The organism is Pseudomonas reinekei (genome assembly GCF_001945365.1).
Taxonomy (GTDB): domain Bacteria; phylum Pseudomonadota; class Gammaproteobacteria; order Pseudomonadales; family Pseudomonadaceae; genus Aquipseudomonas; species Aquipseudomonas reinekei.
Genome location: NZ_MSTQ01000005.1, coordinates 149,166 through 166,236, shown reverse-complemented (window position 1 = coordinate 166,236; position 17,071 = coordinate 149,166). Strand labels below are relative to the sequence as shown.

The window sequence follows — 17,071 nt, the reverse complement described above, 5'->3', positions numbered from 1 at the left end:
AAACAAACCGTGGGAGCGAGCCTGCTCGCGAAGGGGACTGCACATTCAACATAGAAGTTGTTTGACAGTCCGCCTTCGCGAGCAGGCTCGCTCCCACAGGGGAATGCGTTGCTCTTACAGGATGCGAACGCGCAATGAACGGCCCTTGATCTTGCCGTCGTTCAGGCGCTGCAGGGCTTGCTTGGCGATGCCACGCTCAACCGCCACATAGGCCTGGAAATCGAAAATCGCAATCTTGCCCACCTGAGCACCGGGAATACCGGCATCGCCGGTCAGTGCACCGAGAATGTCGCCTGGACGCACCTTGTCCTTGCGTCCGGCACCGATGCACAGCGTGCTCATCTGTGGCAGCAGCGGACCACCGCCCTGGGAGGTGAGGTTGTCCACCTGATCCCAGGTCAGCGGCGATTTCTGCAACTGTTCGATAGCCTGCGCACGTTGGGCTTCGGACGGTGCGACCAGGCTGATCGCGAGGCCTTTCTCACCGGCACGACCGGTACGGCCAACGCGGTGGATGTGGATTTCCGAATCACGGGCCAGCTCGACGTTGATCACCATGTCCAGGGAATCGATGTCCAGACCGCGGGCCGCGACGTCGGTGGCAACCAGTACCGAAGTGCTGCGGTTGGCGAACATCGCCAGCACCTGGTCGCGATCACGCTGTTCCAGATCACCATGCAGGCCCACGGCAGAGATGCCCTTGGCAGTCAGGTGATCGACCGTTTCCTGAACCTGCTGCTTGGTGAAGCAGAAGGCAACGCAGGACGCCGGACGGAAGTGGCCGAGGACCTTGGTCACGGCGCTCATGCGTTCTTCCGGGGAAATCTCGTAGAAACGCTGCTCGATCTGCGTGTCGTCGTGGAACGCCTCAGCCTTCACTTGCTGCGGGTTGCGCATGAACTTCGAGGCCAGTTGCTTGATGCCCACCGGGTACGTGGCGGAGAACAGCAGGGTCTGGCGACGCTCCGGGGCCTGCATGATGATTTCTTCGATGGAGTCGTAGAAACCCATGTCGAGCATGCGGTCGGCTTCGTCGAGGATCAGGGTGTTGAGGCCGTGCAATACCAGCGAACCTTTGCGCAGGTGTTGCTGGATGCGCCCCGGGGTGCCGACGATGATGTGCGCGCCGTGTTCCAGCGAAGCGATCTGCGGGCCGAGGGACACGCCACCGCACAAGGTCAGGACCTTGATGTTGTCTTCGGCACGGGCCAGGCGACGGATTTCCTTGGCGACCTGGTCGGCCAGCTCGCGGGTCGGGCACAGGATCAGTGCCTGGCAGCCGAAGTAGCGCGGATTGATCGGGTTCAGCAGGCCGATACCGAAGGCCGCGGTCTTGCCGCTGCCGGTCTTGGCCTGGGCGATCAGGTCCATCCCTTTGAGGATCACCGGCAAGCTTTGCGCCTGGATCGGCGTCATCTGGGCATAACCGAGGGAGTCGAGGTTAGCCAGCATGGCGGCGGACAGCGGCAAAGTATTAAATTCGGTGGCGATGGTGGTCACGGGACTGGCCTGCAAAACAAAATGTCGCGCAGTGTACCAGTCCGATGGCCATTCGCCCTAAGGTTCGATGTGCTGTTCCGGACGTTTGACGCGCCGTCCGTCTTCCTTTGAGAGCTGGGAAAAGATCGTTGCCGCCAGCATCGCCATGATGCCAACGGTCACGAATGTAAGCTGGAAGGCACCCAGAACCGTGTCTACACCGTCGTTTCCAATCTCCGCCGTGAACCCGCCCAGCAATGCACCGGCGCACGCAACGCCAAGGCTCAACGACAATTGTGCGACCACAGACAGCAGGCTGTTGCCGCTGCTGGCGCTGGCGTCGTCGAGGTCGATCAGGGTCACGGTGTTCATTGCCGTGAACTGCAGGGAGTTGATCGCACCGAGAATTGCCAGCAGGCACAGCAGCAGCCAGTACGGCGTCTGCTCGCTGACCAGCCCCATGCTCGCCAGCATGATCCCCAGTGCCAGCGTGTTGCCGGTCAGCACGATGCGGTAGCCCAACCGTTCAATCATTGGCCGCGCCACCCACTTGGCGATCATCGCCGCAGCGGCCAGTGGCAGCATGCTCATCCCGGCCTGGGACGGCGAATAGCCGAGCGCCACTTGCAGCAACAACGGCACCAGGAATGGCAGTGCACCGCTGCCCAGGCGAGCGAACAGGTTGCCGAGAATCCCGACGGCAAAGGTCCGGGTCCTGAACAGCGACGGCGCGAACAATGGATTGTCGATGTGCCCGGCGCGCAGCCAATACGCCGCCAGACACGCCATGCCGCCGAACAACAGCAACATCACCCGCAGGTGCGGCAGGTGCAATTCGCCCAGACCCTCCATGGCGACGGTGATCAGAATCATCGCCGCGCCGAACAGCAAGAAGCCCAGGCTATCGAAGCGCGTGCGCTCGGAACCGCGCAGGTCGGGGATGAATTTCCACACGGCGTAGCAACCGATCAGGCCCACCGGCAGGTTGATCAGGAAGATCCAGTGCCAGGTCAGGAACTCCACCATCCAGCCGCCCATGGTCGGGCCGATCAGCGGACCGAGCAGGCCGGGAATGGTGATGAAGCCCATGATCCGCACCAGTTCCGAACGCGGGTAGGCACGCAGCACCACCAGCCGCCCGACCGGTAGCATCAACGCGCCGCCCAGGCCTTGAATCACCCGGGCGCCGATCAACTGGGTCAAGCTGGTCGACAATGCGCAGAGCAGTGAGCCGAGGCTGAACAGCAGAATCGCACTGAAGAAGATTTTTTTGGTGCCAAAGCGGTCGGCGATCCAGCCAGAGGCGGGAATCAGCAAGGCGACCGTAAGCATGTAGGCGATGATCACACCCTGCATGCGCAGCGGATCTTCAGCCAGGTCGCGAGCCATGGCCGGCAGGGCGGTGTTGAGGATCGTCCCGTCGAGGGACTGCATGAAAAACGCAATGGCGACGACCCACGGCACCCAGCGGGCGGTGACAGGGTCGAGAGGCGGGCGATTGGGCATGGGACCTCTTGGAGGTTGAAGTGATCGCAGTCCATGTGGGAGCGAGCCTGCTCGCGATGAGCCCTTTCATTCAACATTAACGTCGACTGAACTACCGCTATCGCGAGCAGGCTCGCTCCCACAGGATTCCCGGTGTGCCGGGGTTTTTCGTGTTTACAGGGTCAAGGTGAGTTTGCTGACCAGCGCCCCGGGCAACAACGCCGAAGCCGTCGCCCGCTGGCTATAGGTACTCGCCGACAACAGCATCTCGCGTTCCTGAGTCAGCGCTTCCAGCTGCGAACCGAGCAGGCTGAAGGCACTGTCATCGAAACGCATGGTGCTGACCGGCGCCTGTATCTCGCCGTTCTCGACCCAGAACGTCGCAAACCGGGTCATGCCGGTCAGGCGAGCCGCCGGTTGATCCGAGAAGTTCAAGTACCACAGGTTGCTGATGTACAGACCGGTGCCGAGTTGCTTGAGCACGTCTGCCTCAGGCAAATCCCCGGCCTGCAAGTTCAACGCACTCGGCGATTCGCTGCCGCTGGCACCGTTGGCGGTCAGGCCGTATTCGGCGGCGCTGCGCGAGCCGACCATTTGCGCGCCGGCCTTGCCTTCGACAATCAAGCGCAAATCACTGCGCGGGTAACCCTCGTCGGAAAACGCCGGGCTGAGCGAGCCACTGACCTTCTCATCCAGCGAAACCAGTGGACTGAACGTCTGATCGCCCGCGTACAGCTTCTGCAGCGGGCTGCTCTTACTGGCAACCGACTGTGCGGAAAAACCGCCCCAGCACAGCATGCCCATAATCTCCTCCAGCGCAGCGGGGGCGAGATAAGCGCGGTACTGCCCCGGCGGCAATGTGCGCAACGGACGCCCCAGAAATTCAAGTTGCTCGCGGGCCTGCTGGAAGCGCTTGGCAAAACCTTCGCTGCTCCAGTCATTCCCGGCATAGCTGGCTTTCACGGCCTGAGCGTTTTCATGGAACAGGCTGAAGTCGAAGTTGAAACTGTTGGCCTGATGCCAGCCAAACGCCCCGGCGGAACTCGCAAAACCACGACTGATCGGCCCGGCGGCATAAAACCCGACCAGGTCCAGCCCTTCAGCGGCGCAGGTGATTTCGTCGATCACTTGCCCGGTGTCCGGCAGTGGATGCTCCTGCACGTTCTGGCTTTGCCAGCCGTTGTAGTTGAGCAGCAGGTACGGGTCCTTCGGCAGCAGCGGCAAGGTTTCACGCAGCTGTTGCAAACCTTCGGTCAGGCGCTGAAGGTCGACTTGCGGATCGTCCGCCAGGGTGATTTGCAGGTCGGCGTGACGGCCCTCGTTGATCAGTTTCAAACCGATGCTCGCCTGCTGCACGTGCCCGGCCTGCCGCACCTTGGCATGGTTGAAACGCACGAAGGCCGACGACTCGGCCGCGTAACTGAGGGTGAACTGTTCCGGTTCGCGCAGGGCTGCACGCAATCCGGTGACCAGGGCCTTGAACGATTCGACCTGGGCTTTTGCGGCGCTCGTGAAAGTGGTCATCAGGCATCTCCCCCGAACACATCAACATGGCTGAACACGCAGGCGGGTGAAGCGTGACCGACGCGGATCACCTGATTCGGCTCGCCCTTGCCGCAGTTGGGTGTGCCAAGGACCTTGAACGTGCTGGCATCGCCGACGGCGCTGAGGCTCTTCCAGAACTGTGCGGAAATCGCCCGGTAATTAGGGTTTTTCACCACGCCCTTGAGTTCACCGTTTTCGATCAACTGACCCCATTCGCAGCCGAACTGGAATTTGTTGCGCGCATCGTCGATGGACCAGGAACGGTTGGTGCTCATCAGAATGCCGTGCTCGATATTGCCGACCAGCTGTTCCAGCGGCTGATCGCCTGGTTCGATGTTGAGGTTGGCCATCCGGTCGATCGGCGGACGGTTCCAGCCGCAGGCGCGGCTGTTGGCGACGCCGTCCATGCCTGCGCGGAATTGCGACAGCGCTCCACCCAGCGGGCGCAGTAGCAAGCCTTCGCGGATCAGGAACTGTTTGCTGGCGGCCGTGCCGTCATCGTCATGGCCATAGCTGGCGAGCTGCTCGGGGATGTTCGGGTCGAACGTCACGTTGAGCAACTTCGAGCCGTATTGCAGGCGCCCGAAGTCCTGAGCCTTGACGAAGCTGGTGCCCGCGTAATTGCGCTCGTCGCCGAGGATGCGGTCCAGTTCCAGCGGGTGGCCGATGGATTCGTGGATCTGCAGCATCATCTGGTCGGGCATCAACAGCAGGTCGCGCGGACCTTGCGGCGTGTTCGGCGCCAGCAGCAATTGCAGGGCCTGATCGGCGATTTTCACCCCTGCGCCAATCAGCCCGCAGCGGCTGATGACATCGAAACCGCCCTGTTGGCCGAAGTTCTCCCGGCCCAGGGTGCGGGTCTGACTGTCATTGCCGTCGTAGGCGGTGACATCGAGGCCGGGGTAGACGAAGCGCTGTGCCTGACGCAGTTCGGCGCCGGCACTGCTGAGGTAAATCTGCTCGACATGAGTGATGCCGATGCTCACCTGCCAGTTCACCAGGCGCTCGTCTTTGGGCACGGAAGCGGATTCGGCACTGAGCAAGGCGTAGCAGTCGCTCAGGGACGGAAAGGGCTGATCGAGGTTGGGTGAAAAGTAATCGGCACGGTCGCTGGAAACGTTTTGCTCGCTCAGGTCCAGCAGCGCGTGAGGCTTGAGCCGTCGGGCCTGCTGTTCGGCACGCTCGAGCGCGGCCTGCAGGCCTTGTTGCGACACGTCATTGGTCGCGGCATAGGCTTCGACACCGTTGACCCGAACGGTCAACATCGCCCCTTCGTCACGGCTCAGGCTTGGCGGTTCGGCGACGTTCTTGCGCACCGACAGGTACTGGCCGGACTCGCGCACATAACGCAGGGAAAAGAATTCAGCGCCCGTGCGCAAGGCAGCAAAACGCTGCTTGAGTTGGGGATGGAAATCGAACATTCGGGAACCTCCTTGTATGGAGTGACGGTGACGCGTTGCAGCGAGGGGGGAAACGATTGCGTGGCGCTAGATTAGGCCTGCGAAGGGGGGAGTATCAAGGTCGGAGCAATGGAGGAAAGGATTGCGAAGTACGCTCGACGGGAGACGAGTTGGCTACTGATTGTGTTCGCGAACAGGCGTTGCAGCTTGCTCGCGATCAATTCCACTGTCAGGCAAAGACCTGCGATCAGCCGTTCAGATAGACGAAAGCTGCGACATAAATGAACAGGCTTGCAAAAAAAGCAGGCAGGATTTTCCTTGTTTTCGCGACGGCTATGAAGGTGCCGACCAGCAAAACCAGCTTCAGCGCATCCAGCGGTTCAAATTGCTGCAACAGGGTTAGCGCATCCTTTTTGTTGAATGCCGTGTCGTAAATGATGACACCCAACATTGCCTGTGCGCTGTAGCTGATGAATCGATAAAAGGAACCTTGGGTATGGGTGAGCGCGGCGCTGTTTTTGAAGGCAAAAGGCAGGGCACGAAATGCAAAGGCGGTCAGGGCGGAAAATGCGATAAGAAGCCAGATTGTCATGGGGTTACGCCTTCGCGCTTTTTGTAGTTGTTTTCAATCAGCACGATCAATCCGCCGATAATGAAAGGCGTGCAGAGCAAACTGTAGTCCTTGAATAGATAGACCAATAATGGTGCACCGATAAAACCAAGCCAGTAACTCGATACTTCCGAATAATGAGGCCAATGTTTGCCGGCCAATGCGGTGAATTGCAGAGGCAACAACAGTGTCATCGCTGCGTAGATGACCGGAGAGGTGAACTCTGCGCCGGCGATGAAACCGATGTAGGTGCAGATGATCGATATGCCGAATATGGGAAGACCCAGGCCGATCATGTAGGTAAAGGGATGATCGGCCTTGCGTTTGAATCGAGTGACGCACCCCGTGAATATCGAAGGTGTGATCAGAATCAAGGACACTATGGTTTTCAGGGTGGAAGTGTTCCTGATATAGGGGGCAAGTGTGGCGGAAAGTAATACAAAGCGAGCGTTGAGTGCCACGATGATAGGAAGCAATATCCACCCGTCGTTATAGCTTTGTATTAGTAGAAATTGCAGTGGCGTGGAAAATATCAACAGAGTTGTTGCCAGCGCCTGGCTCAACGATAGCGATTGCGTCGCGCTTAAAAGGCCTATGGATAAGTAGAGGAAAATGAATGCGACACCAAAGGTAATTGCGTCGCGTGCCCCTTCAATAAAAACGCTGGCGGCCGAGGATCGAATGAGCGTATCCGGAGTCGCCATCAATGGGCCTCCGCTGTATAGGTTGTTTCATCCAGCGGGAAGTAGTGCTTCCTGGGACCTTTGCTTCGGAACAATAATCTTGGCGTTGTGCTGAATGTTGAGTTGTGAGCTTGATCACGAGCCTCATTGGCATCCATATTCAGCATCGGCCGGGCATGCAGTATCTTGTGGTTGGCTACGATCAGGAACGTACCGGTTTCAGCTGTTGAAACATGGTGTTTTGCGTTTGGCAAACCGGCTCGGATTTTGTCTAGCACATGTTGACCGCCATGTTTTGCGCGCATTCGCTCACCATTTTCAGAGTCAATGCGGAAATCCAGCGAAAAATGGAAACCGTAGAGCTCGGAAAATTCAACCACGCGACGAACCCGCTCTTTCAGGCCGCTAACGTTTTTGCCGGAAATGAACGTTGCTTGCATAGTCAGTAATTCGGTTATTTCGTCATCGTTCAAATCGCAAAGCAGATCGCTTGGGAAGTAATAGGCAGTGGGGGTTTTTGTGATGTCACGGCAAACGGTCAGGGCCAGGTAATCGACATTCAAGTTTTCATACAAATCATCGGAGTGTGGTGTGATATCGCCATGGCCATTGCCCCATTCCCGATACATTTCTGCAGAGGGTTTTAGGTACAGTGCTTTGTGCTCTTCGTAGTCGTATTTTATGTCTGTGAGATGAAATAAGTCGGCCAGTGCTTCATGCACAGTTAAAGCGAGTTTTGGTGAGTCAAGTTTGAATACATCTTTTATGCAGACGGCTGCGCACCCATCGGCCAGACCTACTTTGTCGAAATGGAAAGTATCTTCAGCGTGCAGATAGGTTAAGAGGAGGTTGATTAATTGTGTTTTTAAGGTGTGTGTATCTAGTTGGGCGTTCTTTTTCCACCAGGATTCAATCACGCCGGTCAAATAACTGAAGTCAAGGGTGATTGTTTTTTCTTTCGATATTTGATCCCTGAAGTGACTTGGTGTCTTGATTCGGCCGATGCTGGGTATGCTATTGATTTCCATTGAAATTTCTCCTGTCCCATGGGGCGGGGCGCGGATAGTAATGGAAGTTGTTAAGCTGGTCTTGGTGCAAGTGTTACGAGTTTTTTATTGAAGTGTTGTAATTAATTTTAGTTACTTGATGTGATGATTGTTGTTTGCTGTAAGTAGATCGTGTTAGCCAAAAAAAAACCGCCAACCCGGAAAGGTTGGCGGTTTTGATTGAGGCCGTTTGTGAGCTGTTACTGAGCTATCTGGCTCACTTCACGCATCGGCTTGCCCTTCACCGGCGCTTCACCCGCTACATAGTAAGTGGCGGTGCTGCGTGGCAGCGGCTTGCGACCGCGGATCTTGTCGGCGATTTTCTCGGCGATCATGATCGTTGGCGCGTTGAGGTTGCCGGTGGTGATGATCGGCATGATCGAGGCGTCGACCACGCGCAGGCCTTGCATGCCATGCACGCGACCTTCGCCATCGACCACGGCCATCTCGTCGGTGCCCATCTTGCACGAGCAGGATGGGTGAAACGCGGTTTCGGCGTGTTCGCGGATGAACTTGTCGAGCTGCTCATCGGTTTGCACGTCGATGCCCGGGCTGATTTCGCGACCACGGAAAGCGTCCAGTGCCGGTTGCTGCATGATTTCACGGGTCAGGCGGATGCCGTCGCGGAATTCCTGCCAGTCCTGCTCGGTGGCCATGTAGTTGAACAGGATGCTCGGGTGCTGGCGCGGGTCCTTGGACTTGGCCTGGATACGACCGCGGCTCGGCGAGCGCATGGAGCCCATGTGCGCCTGGAAGCCGTGCTCTTTCACACCGTTGCTGCCGTTGTAGTTAATCGCCACCGGCAGGAAGTGGTACTGGATGTTCGGCCATTCGAACTCTTCGCGCGTGCGGATGAAGCCGCCCGCTTCGAACTGGTTGCTGGCGCCGATGCCGGTACCGTTAAACAGCCACTCGGCACCGATGGCGGGCTGGTTGTACCAGAGCAGCGACGGGTACAGCGAGACCGGTTGGGTGCACGCGTATTGCAGGTACAGCTCGAGGTGGTCCTGCAGGTTTTCGCCAACGCCCGGCAGGTCGTGGACGACCGGAATGTCGAGCTTGTTCAGCAGTTCGGCCGGGCCAACGCCGGAGCGTTGCAGGATCTGCGGCGAAGCGATGGCGCCGGAGCACAGCAGGACTTCCTTGCGCGCTTTGGCTTCGACACGCTCTTCAGCGTCGCCGACCAGGTAACGCACGCCGATCGCACGCTTGCCTTCGAACAGGATCTTGTCCGTCAGGGCGTGGGTCACGATGGTCAGGGTCGAACGCTTTTTGGCCACGTCGAGGTAACCGCGAGCCGTGGAAGCGCGACGGCCGTTTGGCGTCACGGTGCGGTCCATCGGACCGAAGCCTTCCTGCTGGTAACCGTTCAAGTCGGAGGTAGCGGGGTAACCCGCCTGCACGCCGGCTTCAACCATGGCGTGGAACAGCGGGTTGTTGCCGGCTTTCGGCGTGGTCACGCTGACCGGGCCGTCGCCGCCGTGGTAGTCGTTCGGGCCGATGTCCCTTGTTTCCGCTTTTCTAAAATAGGGCAGGCAGTCCAGATACGACCAGTCTTCCAGACCTGGTAACTTTGCCCAGCCGTCGTAGTCCATGGCGTTGCCGCGGATGTAGCACATGCCGTTGATCAGCGAGGAACCACCGAGGCCCTTGCCGCGACCGCATTCCATCCGGCGACCGTCCATGTGTGGCTCTGGATCGGTTTCGTAGGCCCAGTTATAGCGACGGCCTTGCAGCGGGAACGCCAGAGCCGCGGGCATTTGCGTGCGGAAGTCGAGACGATAATCCGGGCCGCCGGCTTCGAGCAGCAGGACGGTGACGCCTTCGTCTTCAGTCAGACGGGTCGCCAGGGTGTTACCGGCAGAGCCGGCACCGATGATGATGTAGTCGAATTCTTGGGACATTGAATGAACCCTCTTTGATAGTGGTCAGGTCGGGCCTCGGCGAGTGCTTCGCACTCGAATCGCTGGCAAGCCAGCTCCCACAAGGATTGGGGGCTGCCACAGATTTGGTGGGCGACACCCAACCTGTGGGAGCTGGCTCGCCAGTGATGACGGCCTGGCAAGCAATACAAGTCTCGGGTCTTAGAACACCGAGACGTAATCGCCCAGCTCGACCTGTACCGATTTGATGCGGGTGAAGTTGTTCAGCGAGCTGATGCCGTTCTCACGGCCAACACCCGACTGCTTGTAGCCACCGACCGGCATCTTCGCGTCGGATTCGCCCCAGGCGTTGATCCAGCAGATACCGGCTTCCAGTTGATGAATCACGCGGTGGGCGCGGTTCAGGTCCTTGGTGACGATACCGGCGGCCAGGCCGAAGTCGGTATCGTTGGCGCGGCGGATCACTTCTTCTTCGGTTTCGTACGACAGGATCGCCATCACCGGGCCAAAGATTTCTTCACGGACGATGGTCATGTCGTCGGTGCAGTCGGTGAACACGGTCGGCGCGACGAACGCACCTTTGGCGAATTCGCCGTCAGTCAGGCGTTGGCCGCCGCACAGCAGGCGGGCGCCTTCTTCCTTGCCCTTGGCGATGTAGCCCAGCACGCTTTCCATGTGGGCGAAGCTCACCAGCGGACCGAAGTTGGTGTTTTCGTCTTCCGGGTTGCCGATGCGGATACGTGCAACACGCTCGGCAATCTTGGCTTCGAAAGCGGCTTTCAAGTGCGCCGGTACGAACACGCGAGTGCCGTTGGTGCAGACCTGGCCGGAGCTGTAGAAGTTGGCCATCATCGCGGTGTCGGCGGCGCGATCGAGGTCGGCGTCGTCGCAGATGATCAGCGGGGACTTGCCGCCCAGTTCCATGGTCACGTCCTTGAGCGAAGAGCTCGAGGCGCTGGCCATGACTTTCTTGCCGGTGTCAGTGCCGCCGGTGAACGAGACTTTCTCGATGCGCGGGTGCTCGGTCAGCCAGGTGCCGACTTCACGGCCGCTGCCGGTCAGGACGTTGAACACGCCGTCTGGCACGCCGGCCTCGGTGTAGATTTCGGCCAGTTTCAGGGTGGTCAGCGAGGTGACCTCGCTTGGCTTGAAGATCATCGCGTTACCGGCGGCCAGGGCCGGTGCGGATTTCCACAGGGCGATCTGGATCGGGTAGTTCCACGCGCCGATACCGGCGACAACGCCCAGTGGCTCGCGACGGGTGTAGACGAACGACGTGGTACGCAGCGGAATCTGCTCGCCTTCGATGGCCGGCACCAGGCCTGCGTAGTATTCCAGCACGTCCGCACCGGTCACGATGTCGACGTAACGGGTTTCGGAGTAGGCCTTGCCGGTGTCCAGGGTTTCCAGGGCCGCCAGTTCGTCGTTGCGCTCACGGAGGATTTCCACGGCGCGACGCAGGATGCGCGAACGCTCCATGGCGGTCATCGCAGCCCAGATTTTCTGGCCCTTTTCGGCGCTGACCACCGCGCGCTCGACGTCTTCCTTGGTCGCGCGTTGTACTTTGGCGAGGACTTCACCGTTAGCCGGGTTGATGGCTTCGAAGGTGGCATCGCTGCCAGCGTCAGAGTAACCGCCATCGATGTAGAGTTTTTGCAATTCGAAACGGGCCATAAAGTCCTCGCAAGTGCATCAGTGATTGGCGCTGTGCGGTGGTTGAGCGTTCTATGTGTGCTCTAACTCACCCGCTTGGCCAGTTGGAAATCCATGTATTCGTAAGCGATGCGGTGCGCCTGCTCGGTGTCGAAAGCGTCTCCCGACAGCGCACCGCGCAACCACAAACCGTCAATGAGGGCTGCCAGGCCACGGGCTGCACTGCGCGCATCATCGAGCGGCAATACGCGGCGGAACTGGCAGCACAGGTTGGAATACAGACGGTGATCGTTGATCCGCTGCAACCTGTGCAAAGACGGGTGGTGCATGCTGGTGGCCCAGAAGGCCAGCCAGGTTTTCATTGCCGGGCCATTGACCTGGCTGGCGTCGAAGTTGCCTTCGATGATCACCTGAAGGTGAGCCCGTGGGCTCTCGTCCTTCAACGCCTGACGGCGCGCGGTGACGTTCTCGCTCAGGACCGTCATCAGGTACTGCGCCGTGGCAGCGATCAGGCCGTTCTTGTCCTGAAAATAATGACTGATGATGCCATTCGAGACACCGGCCAAACGGGCGATCAGCGCAATGCTGGCGTCCCCCATTCCGACCTGATCGACCGCCTGCAAAGTGGCTTCGATCAATTGCTGGCGGCGGATGGGTTGCATACCGACCTTGGGCATCTTGCACATCTCCTTAGGCCTTCCGTCAGACGCAAAACGCCTGTCGGACTGAGGGCCAGTCTATTTTGTTTTGATTGAACGTTCAATCAACAAAGAATAAGATCTGCGACAATTCGTCGCTGCTTACCGATTTTTCCTATGCATACATGACGAAAAACCGACATCCAAAATGGCTCGAAACCTATACGCCACGGCGCTTTTAGGGTTCGGGCTTCTTTGGGGTGTCTTTATAACACCCGCTGGTCGGCTGCCAACTCACCGATTGGTCGGGTAACGCGTTGCCTTGTGATTTTCTCCCGCACTGCCCGGAGCATCTGTGCCATGAGTTCTGCCTCACTAATAAAGACCCCGCCCGAGAAGGTGACGGTCAACGGTTGGGTGTTCTACACCTCCACCGCGTTGATTCTGTTGTTGACCGCCATTCTGATCATCGCCCCGCAAGAGGCCGGTCGAATGCTCGGTATGGCGCAAGCCTGGCTGTCGCGCAGCTTTGGCTGGTACTACATGGTGGTGATCGCCGCCTACCTGATTTTCGTGGTTGGCCTGGCGTTTTCGTCCTACGGCAAACTGAAACTGGGCAGCAAGGACGATACCCCGGACTTCAGCTACGGCGCCTGGGCGGGGATGCTGTTTTCGTCGGGTATCGGCATTTCGTTGCTGTACTTCGGCGCTTCCGAGCCGCTGGACCACTATTTCAATCCGCCGGAAGGCGTGGCCGGCAGCAACCTCGCGGCGCGTCAGGCGGTGCAGCTGACGTTCCTGCACTGGGGCCTGCATGGCTGGGCGATCTACGCGCTGGTCGGCCTGGCCGTTGCCTATTTTGCTTACCGTCATAACCAGCCGCTGGCGTTGCGTTCGGCGTTGTACCCGCTGGTGGGCGAGCGTTGGGTCAAGGGCGCGGCCGGTCATGCGGTAGACGGCTTTGGCATGTTCGTGACCCTGCTGGGCCTGGTGACCAACCTGGGGATTGGTTCGCTGCAAGTGTCGTCCGGGCTGGAAAACCTGTTCGGCATGGAGCACAGCAACACCAACCTGCTGATCGTGATCATTGTGATGAGCACCGTGGCGACCATCGCGGCCGTGTCGGGCGTGGAAAACGGCATCCGCCGTCTGTCCAACCTCAACATCATCCTGTTCAGCGGCCTGCTGATTTTCGTCCTGCTGTTCGGTCCGACCCTGCACCTGCTCAACGGTTTTGTACAGAACGTCGGTGACTACCTGAACGGCGTGGTGCTGAAGACTTTCGATCTTTATGTGTACGAAGGCGACGGTGACAAGTCCGACCGCTGGTTGGGCCTGTGGACCTTGTTCTACTGGGCCTGGTGGATTTCCTGGGCGCCATTCGTAGGCATGTTCATCGCGCGTATTTCCCGTGGTCGCACGGTGCGTGAACTGGTGGCGGGCGTGTTGCTGATTCCGCTGGGCTTTACCCTCGCGTGGCTGTCGATCTTCGGTAACTCGGCCCTGGACCTGGTGATGAACCACGGTGCGGTGGAACTTGGGAAAACGGCACTGGAACAGCCGTCCATGGCGATCTACCAGTTGCTGGAGCATTACCCGGCGTCGAAGGTGGTGATCGGTGTGTCGATCTTCGTGGGTTTCGTGCTGTTCCTGACCCCGGCGGATTCCGGCGCGGTGATGATGGCCAACCTTTCCTGCAAGGGCGGTAACGTCGACGAAGACGCTCCGCACTGGTTGCGGATCTTCTGGTCGGTGGTGATCACCCTGGTGACCATCGGCCTGCTGTTCGCCGGCAACTTCGAAGCCATGCAAACCATGGTGGTGCTGGCCGGTCTGCCGTTCTCGGTGGTGCTGGTGTGCTTCATGTTCGGCCTGCACAAGGCCATGCGCCAGGACGTGCAGATCGAACAGGAGCAAGCGCAGCTGGCGGCACGCGGTCGCCGTGGTTTCAGCGAGCGTTTGACTCAACTGGACCTGCAACCGAGCCAGTCGGTGGTCCAGCGCTTCATGGACAAGCATGTGAGCCCGGCATTGCAGGACGCGACGACGCAAATGCGTGCGCAAGGCCTGGAAGTGCAGACGCTGTTGGGCAAGTCCAAGCGTTGCATGGGCGTGCGGGTCGAGATGGAGGAGGGCAATCCGTTTGTCTATGAAGTGAGCCTGGATGGCTATCTGGCGACGCCGACTGAGTCGGCTCAATCCGATGAGGCGCGTCAGCGTTACTACCGCGCCGAGGTGTATTTGCACAACGGCAGCCAGGATTACGACTTGATGGGTTTCACTCAGGATCAGATCACCCGTGACGTGCTCGATCAGTTTGAAAGCCATCGGCAGCTCCTTGGCCGGGTGTATAGCTAAGGTGTGAGTGACGCGGTGTTTCGGTCAGAAGCACCGCGTCGCATTCTTCGCGAGCAGGTTCGCTCCCACAGGGAAATGCATTTCAATGTGGGAGCGAGCCTGCTCGCGAAGGGGGCGTCAGCATCAACGCTGCATTACCCGATACCCCATAAATAAAAACGCCGCGATCCTCTCGCGGCGTTTTGTGTCTGTTGCCTTATCCCAGGTTCTTGCCGAGCAACGCGTGGTACAGCTCGCTGTCGCCGAGAATCCCCACCACATGATTGTTGTCGTGCAGCACCAGTTTGTTGCCAGTCTGATAACGAATCTGCAGCGCGTCGCGCATGCCGATGTTCGAGTCCACCAGGGTTGGCCTGCGACCGAGACCTTCAACCGCCTGGCCCGGTGCCCAGTTTTGCAGATCCAGCGCCGAGCCGTTCTGGCGAGCGCCCTTGATCGTGTTGCCTTCCGCCAGGTCCAGCCACGAATCGCCACCCGGATCGAGGCACACCGAACCGTTGATGCGCTTGCAGTTGTCCAGGGTGCGCATCAGGCTGCGACCGCACAGTACGTTCAGCGGGTTGGTGTGGGCGACGAACGTCCGCACGTAGTCGTCCGCCGGGTTGAGAACGATTTGTTCCGGCTTGCTGTACTGGATGATCCGGCCGTCTTTCATGATCGCAATGCGGCTGCCGAGCTTCAGGGCTTCGTCGAGGTCGTGGCTCACGAATACGATGGTTTTGCTCAGCTTGCGTTGCAGTTCCAGCAGTTCGTCCTGCAGGCCCTGGCGGATCAGCGGGTCGAGTGCCGAGAACGGTTCATCCATCAGCAGGATGTCGGCGTCCATCGCCAGCGCGCGGGCCAGGCCCACGCGCTGCTGCATGCCGCCGGAGAGTTCATCGGGTTTCTTGTTGCGCCATTGGGTCAGGCCCACCAGTTCGAGTTTTTCGTCGACCAGTTTCTTGCGTTCCTTCTCCGGACGGCCCTGCATTTCCAGACCGAAGCTGATGTTCTCGCGCACTGTCAGCCACGGCATCAGGGCGAACTTCTGGAACACCATGGCGATGCGCTTGGTGCGCATCATTTTCAGTTCAGCTGGCGTGCAGGAAGCAATGTTGATCTGCTTGCCTTCGTGCTCGACGAACAGCTTGCCGCGGCTGACGGTGTTGAGGCCGTTGATGCAACGCAACAGGCTGGACTTTCCGGAACCGGACAGGCCCATCAATACGCAGATTTCACCTTTTTCGATATCCAGGGTGGCCTTTTCCACGCCAACGATTTGCCCGGTCTTTTTCAGGATCTCGCTGCGGGTCATGCCCTGGTCAAGCAGTTTCAAGGCTTCTCGCGGATCTTTGGTGAAGATCACGTCGACGTCTTCGAAGCGAATAATGCTCATGCGTCACCCCCTACTTTGGCGTCGGGTTGTTTGCAGATACGGTCGAGCATGATCGCCAGCAGTACGATCGCCAGGCCCGCTTCGAAGCCCAGGGCGATATCAGCAGTGTTCAATGCGTTGACCACGGGTTTGCCCAGGCCATCGGCACCCACCAGTGCCGCGATCACCACCATCGACAACGACAGCATGATGCACTGGGTGATGCCGGCCGCGATGCTCGGCATGGCGTGGGGCAGTTCGATCCGTGAAAGCAGTTGGCGACGCGAGCAGCCAAAGGCCTTGCCGGCGTCCATCAGTTCTTGCGGCACATCGCGGATGCCCAGGTAAGTGAGGCGGATGGGTGCGGCAATCGCGAACACCACCGTCGAGATCAGGCCCGGGACCACACCCAGACCGAAGAGGGTCAGGGTAGGAATGAGGTACACGAAGGTCGGTACGGTCTGCATCAGATCGAGTACAGGACGCATCATGGTGTAGAACATCGGTTTATGCGCGGCGACGATGCCCAACGGCACGCCGATCAGCACGCACACCAGGGTGGCGAACAACACCTGGGCGAGGGTTTCCATGGTTTCCTGCCAGTACCCCAGGTTGAGGATCAGCAGAAAGGACGCGATGACGAAGGCGGTCAGGCCCCATTTGCGCTGGATGAGGTGTGCCAGTAGTGCGATCAGGCCGATCAAGACCAGCGGGTTGAACCAGGTCAGCGCAAACGTCACGCCGTGGATCATCGTTTCCAGTGACACGGCAATTGCGTCGAAGGTGTTGGCGCCGTGTTGCGTCAACCATTCAACGAAGCCTGCGATGTACTGGCCTAAAGGTATTTTCTGATCAATCAGCATGGTAGTGAACGTCCGCATGCAAGGAAATAAACAGCCCGGGCGGCGTATGCCGCCCGGCATAAGCGATGCTTCCT

13 protein-coding genes are annotated in these 17,071 nt (G+C 59.1%); 1 reads left to right on the top strand and 12 read right to left on the bottom strand.

Annotated elements, in window-relative coordinates:
* Positions 1-114 precede the first annotated feature (114 nt).
* From dbpA to betI, 10 genes are all read right to left on the bottom strand, one after another.
* Complete coding sequence (dbpA, locus tag BVK86_RS09825; protein WP_231977978.1) at positions 115-1,452, bottom strand: ATP-dependent RNA helicase DbpA; 1,338 nt, start codon at positions 1,450-1,452, stop codon at positions 115-117.
* Between the two features lie 105 nt (positions 1,453-1,557).
* A complete protein-coding gene (gene mdtD, locus BVK86_RS09820; protein ID WP_075946251.1) occupies positions 1,558-2,985 on the bottom strand; it encodes a multidrug transporter subunit MdtD in 1,428 nt (475 codons plus the stop codon).
* A gap of 153 nt (positions 2,986-3,138) precedes the next feature.
* Positions 3,139-4,488: a TldD/PmbA family protein gene (locus BVK86_RS09815; protein ID WP_075946250.1), complete on the bottom strand. Its 1,350-nt coding sequence runs from the start codon at positions 4,486-4,488 to the stop codon at positions 3,139-3,141.
* On the bottom strand, positions 4,488-5,930 hold the full coding sequence (locus BVK86_RS09810) for a TldD/PmbA family protein (protein ID WP_075946249.1): 1,443 nt from the start codon (positions 5,928-5,930) through the stop codon (positions 4,488-4,490). The genes BVK86_RS09815 and BVK86_RS09810 overlap by 1 nt, the downstream gene beginning before the upstream one ends.
* Before the next feature lie 226 nt (positions 5,931-6,156).
* On the bottom strand, positions 6,157-6,501 hold the full coding sequence (locus BVK86_RS09805; protein ID WP_075946248.1) for an AzlD domain-containing protein: 345 nt from the start codon (positions 6,499-6,501) through the stop codon (positions 6,157-6,159).
* Positions 6,498-7,223: an AzlC family ABC transporter permease gene (locus BVK86_RS09800; RefSeq protein ID WP_075946247.1), complete on the bottom strand. Its 726-nt coding sequence runs from the start codon at positions 7,221-7,223 to the stop codon at positions 6,498-6,500. Before BVK86_RS09800 ends, BVK86_RS09805 begins: the two co-directional genes overlap by 4 nt.
* On the bottom strand, positions 7,223-8,230 hold the full coding sequence (locus BVK86_RS09795) for a hypothetical protein (RefSeq protein ID WP_092267225.1): 1,008 nt from the start codon (positions 8,228-8,230) through the stop codon (positions 7,223-7,225). Before BVK86_RS09795 ends, BVK86_RS09800 begins: the two co-directional genes overlap by 1 nt.
* A gap of 218 nt (positions 8,231-8,448) precedes the next feature.
* Positions 8,449-10,152 (bottom strand): choline dehydrogenase, encoded by a 1,704-nt coding sequence (betA, locus tag BVK86_RS09790; protein WP_075946246.1) that lies wholly within the window; start codon positions 10,150-10,152, stop codon positions 8,449-8,451.
* 180 nt (positions 10,153-10,332) lie between these two features.
* The gene (gene betB / locus BVK86_RS09785; protein ID WP_075946245.1) at positions 10,333-11,805 is read right to left on the bottom strand and encodes a betaine-aldehyde dehydrogenase; all 1,473 of its coding nucleotides are present in this window, start codon (positions 11,803-11,805) and stop codon (positions 10,333-10,335) included.
* Positions 11,806-11,867: 62 nt separating this feature from the next.
* Complete coding sequence (betI, locus tag BVK86_RS09780; protein ID WP_075946244.1) at positions 11,868-12,461, bottom strand: transcriptional regulator BetI; 594 nt, start codon at positions 12,459-12,461, stop codon at positions 11,868-11,870.
* A 378-nt stretch (positions 12,462-12,839) separates the two neighbouring features.
* Between betI and BVK86_RS09775 the strand changes: the two genes are divergently transcribed.
* The gene (locus BVK86_RS09775) at positions 12,840-14,780 is read left to right on the top strand and encodes a BCCT family transporter (protein WP_231977979.1); all 1,941 of its coding nucleotides are present in this window, start codon (positions 12,840-12,842) and stop codon (positions 14,778-14,780) included.
* 196 nt (positions 14,781-14,976) lie between these two features.
* On the opposite strand, the gene choV is transcribed toward BVK86_RS09775, so the two are convergent.
* Positions 14,977-16,155, bottom strand: a complete 1,179-nt coding sequence (gene choV, locus BVK86_RS09770; RefSeq protein WP_075946242.1) for a choline ABC transporter ATP-binding protein — start codon at positions 16,153-16,155, stop codon at positions 14,977-14,979.
* The gene (gene choW, locus BVK86_RS09765; RefSeq protein ID WP_075946241.1) at positions 16,152-16,997 is read right to left on the bottom strand and encodes a choline ABC transporter permease subunit; all 846 of its coding nucleotides are present in this window, start codon (positions 16,995-16,997) and stop codon (positions 16,152-16,154) included. The genes choV and choW overlap by 4 nt, the downstream gene beginning before the upstream one ends.
* Positions 16,998-17,071: the final 74 nt, after the last annotated feature.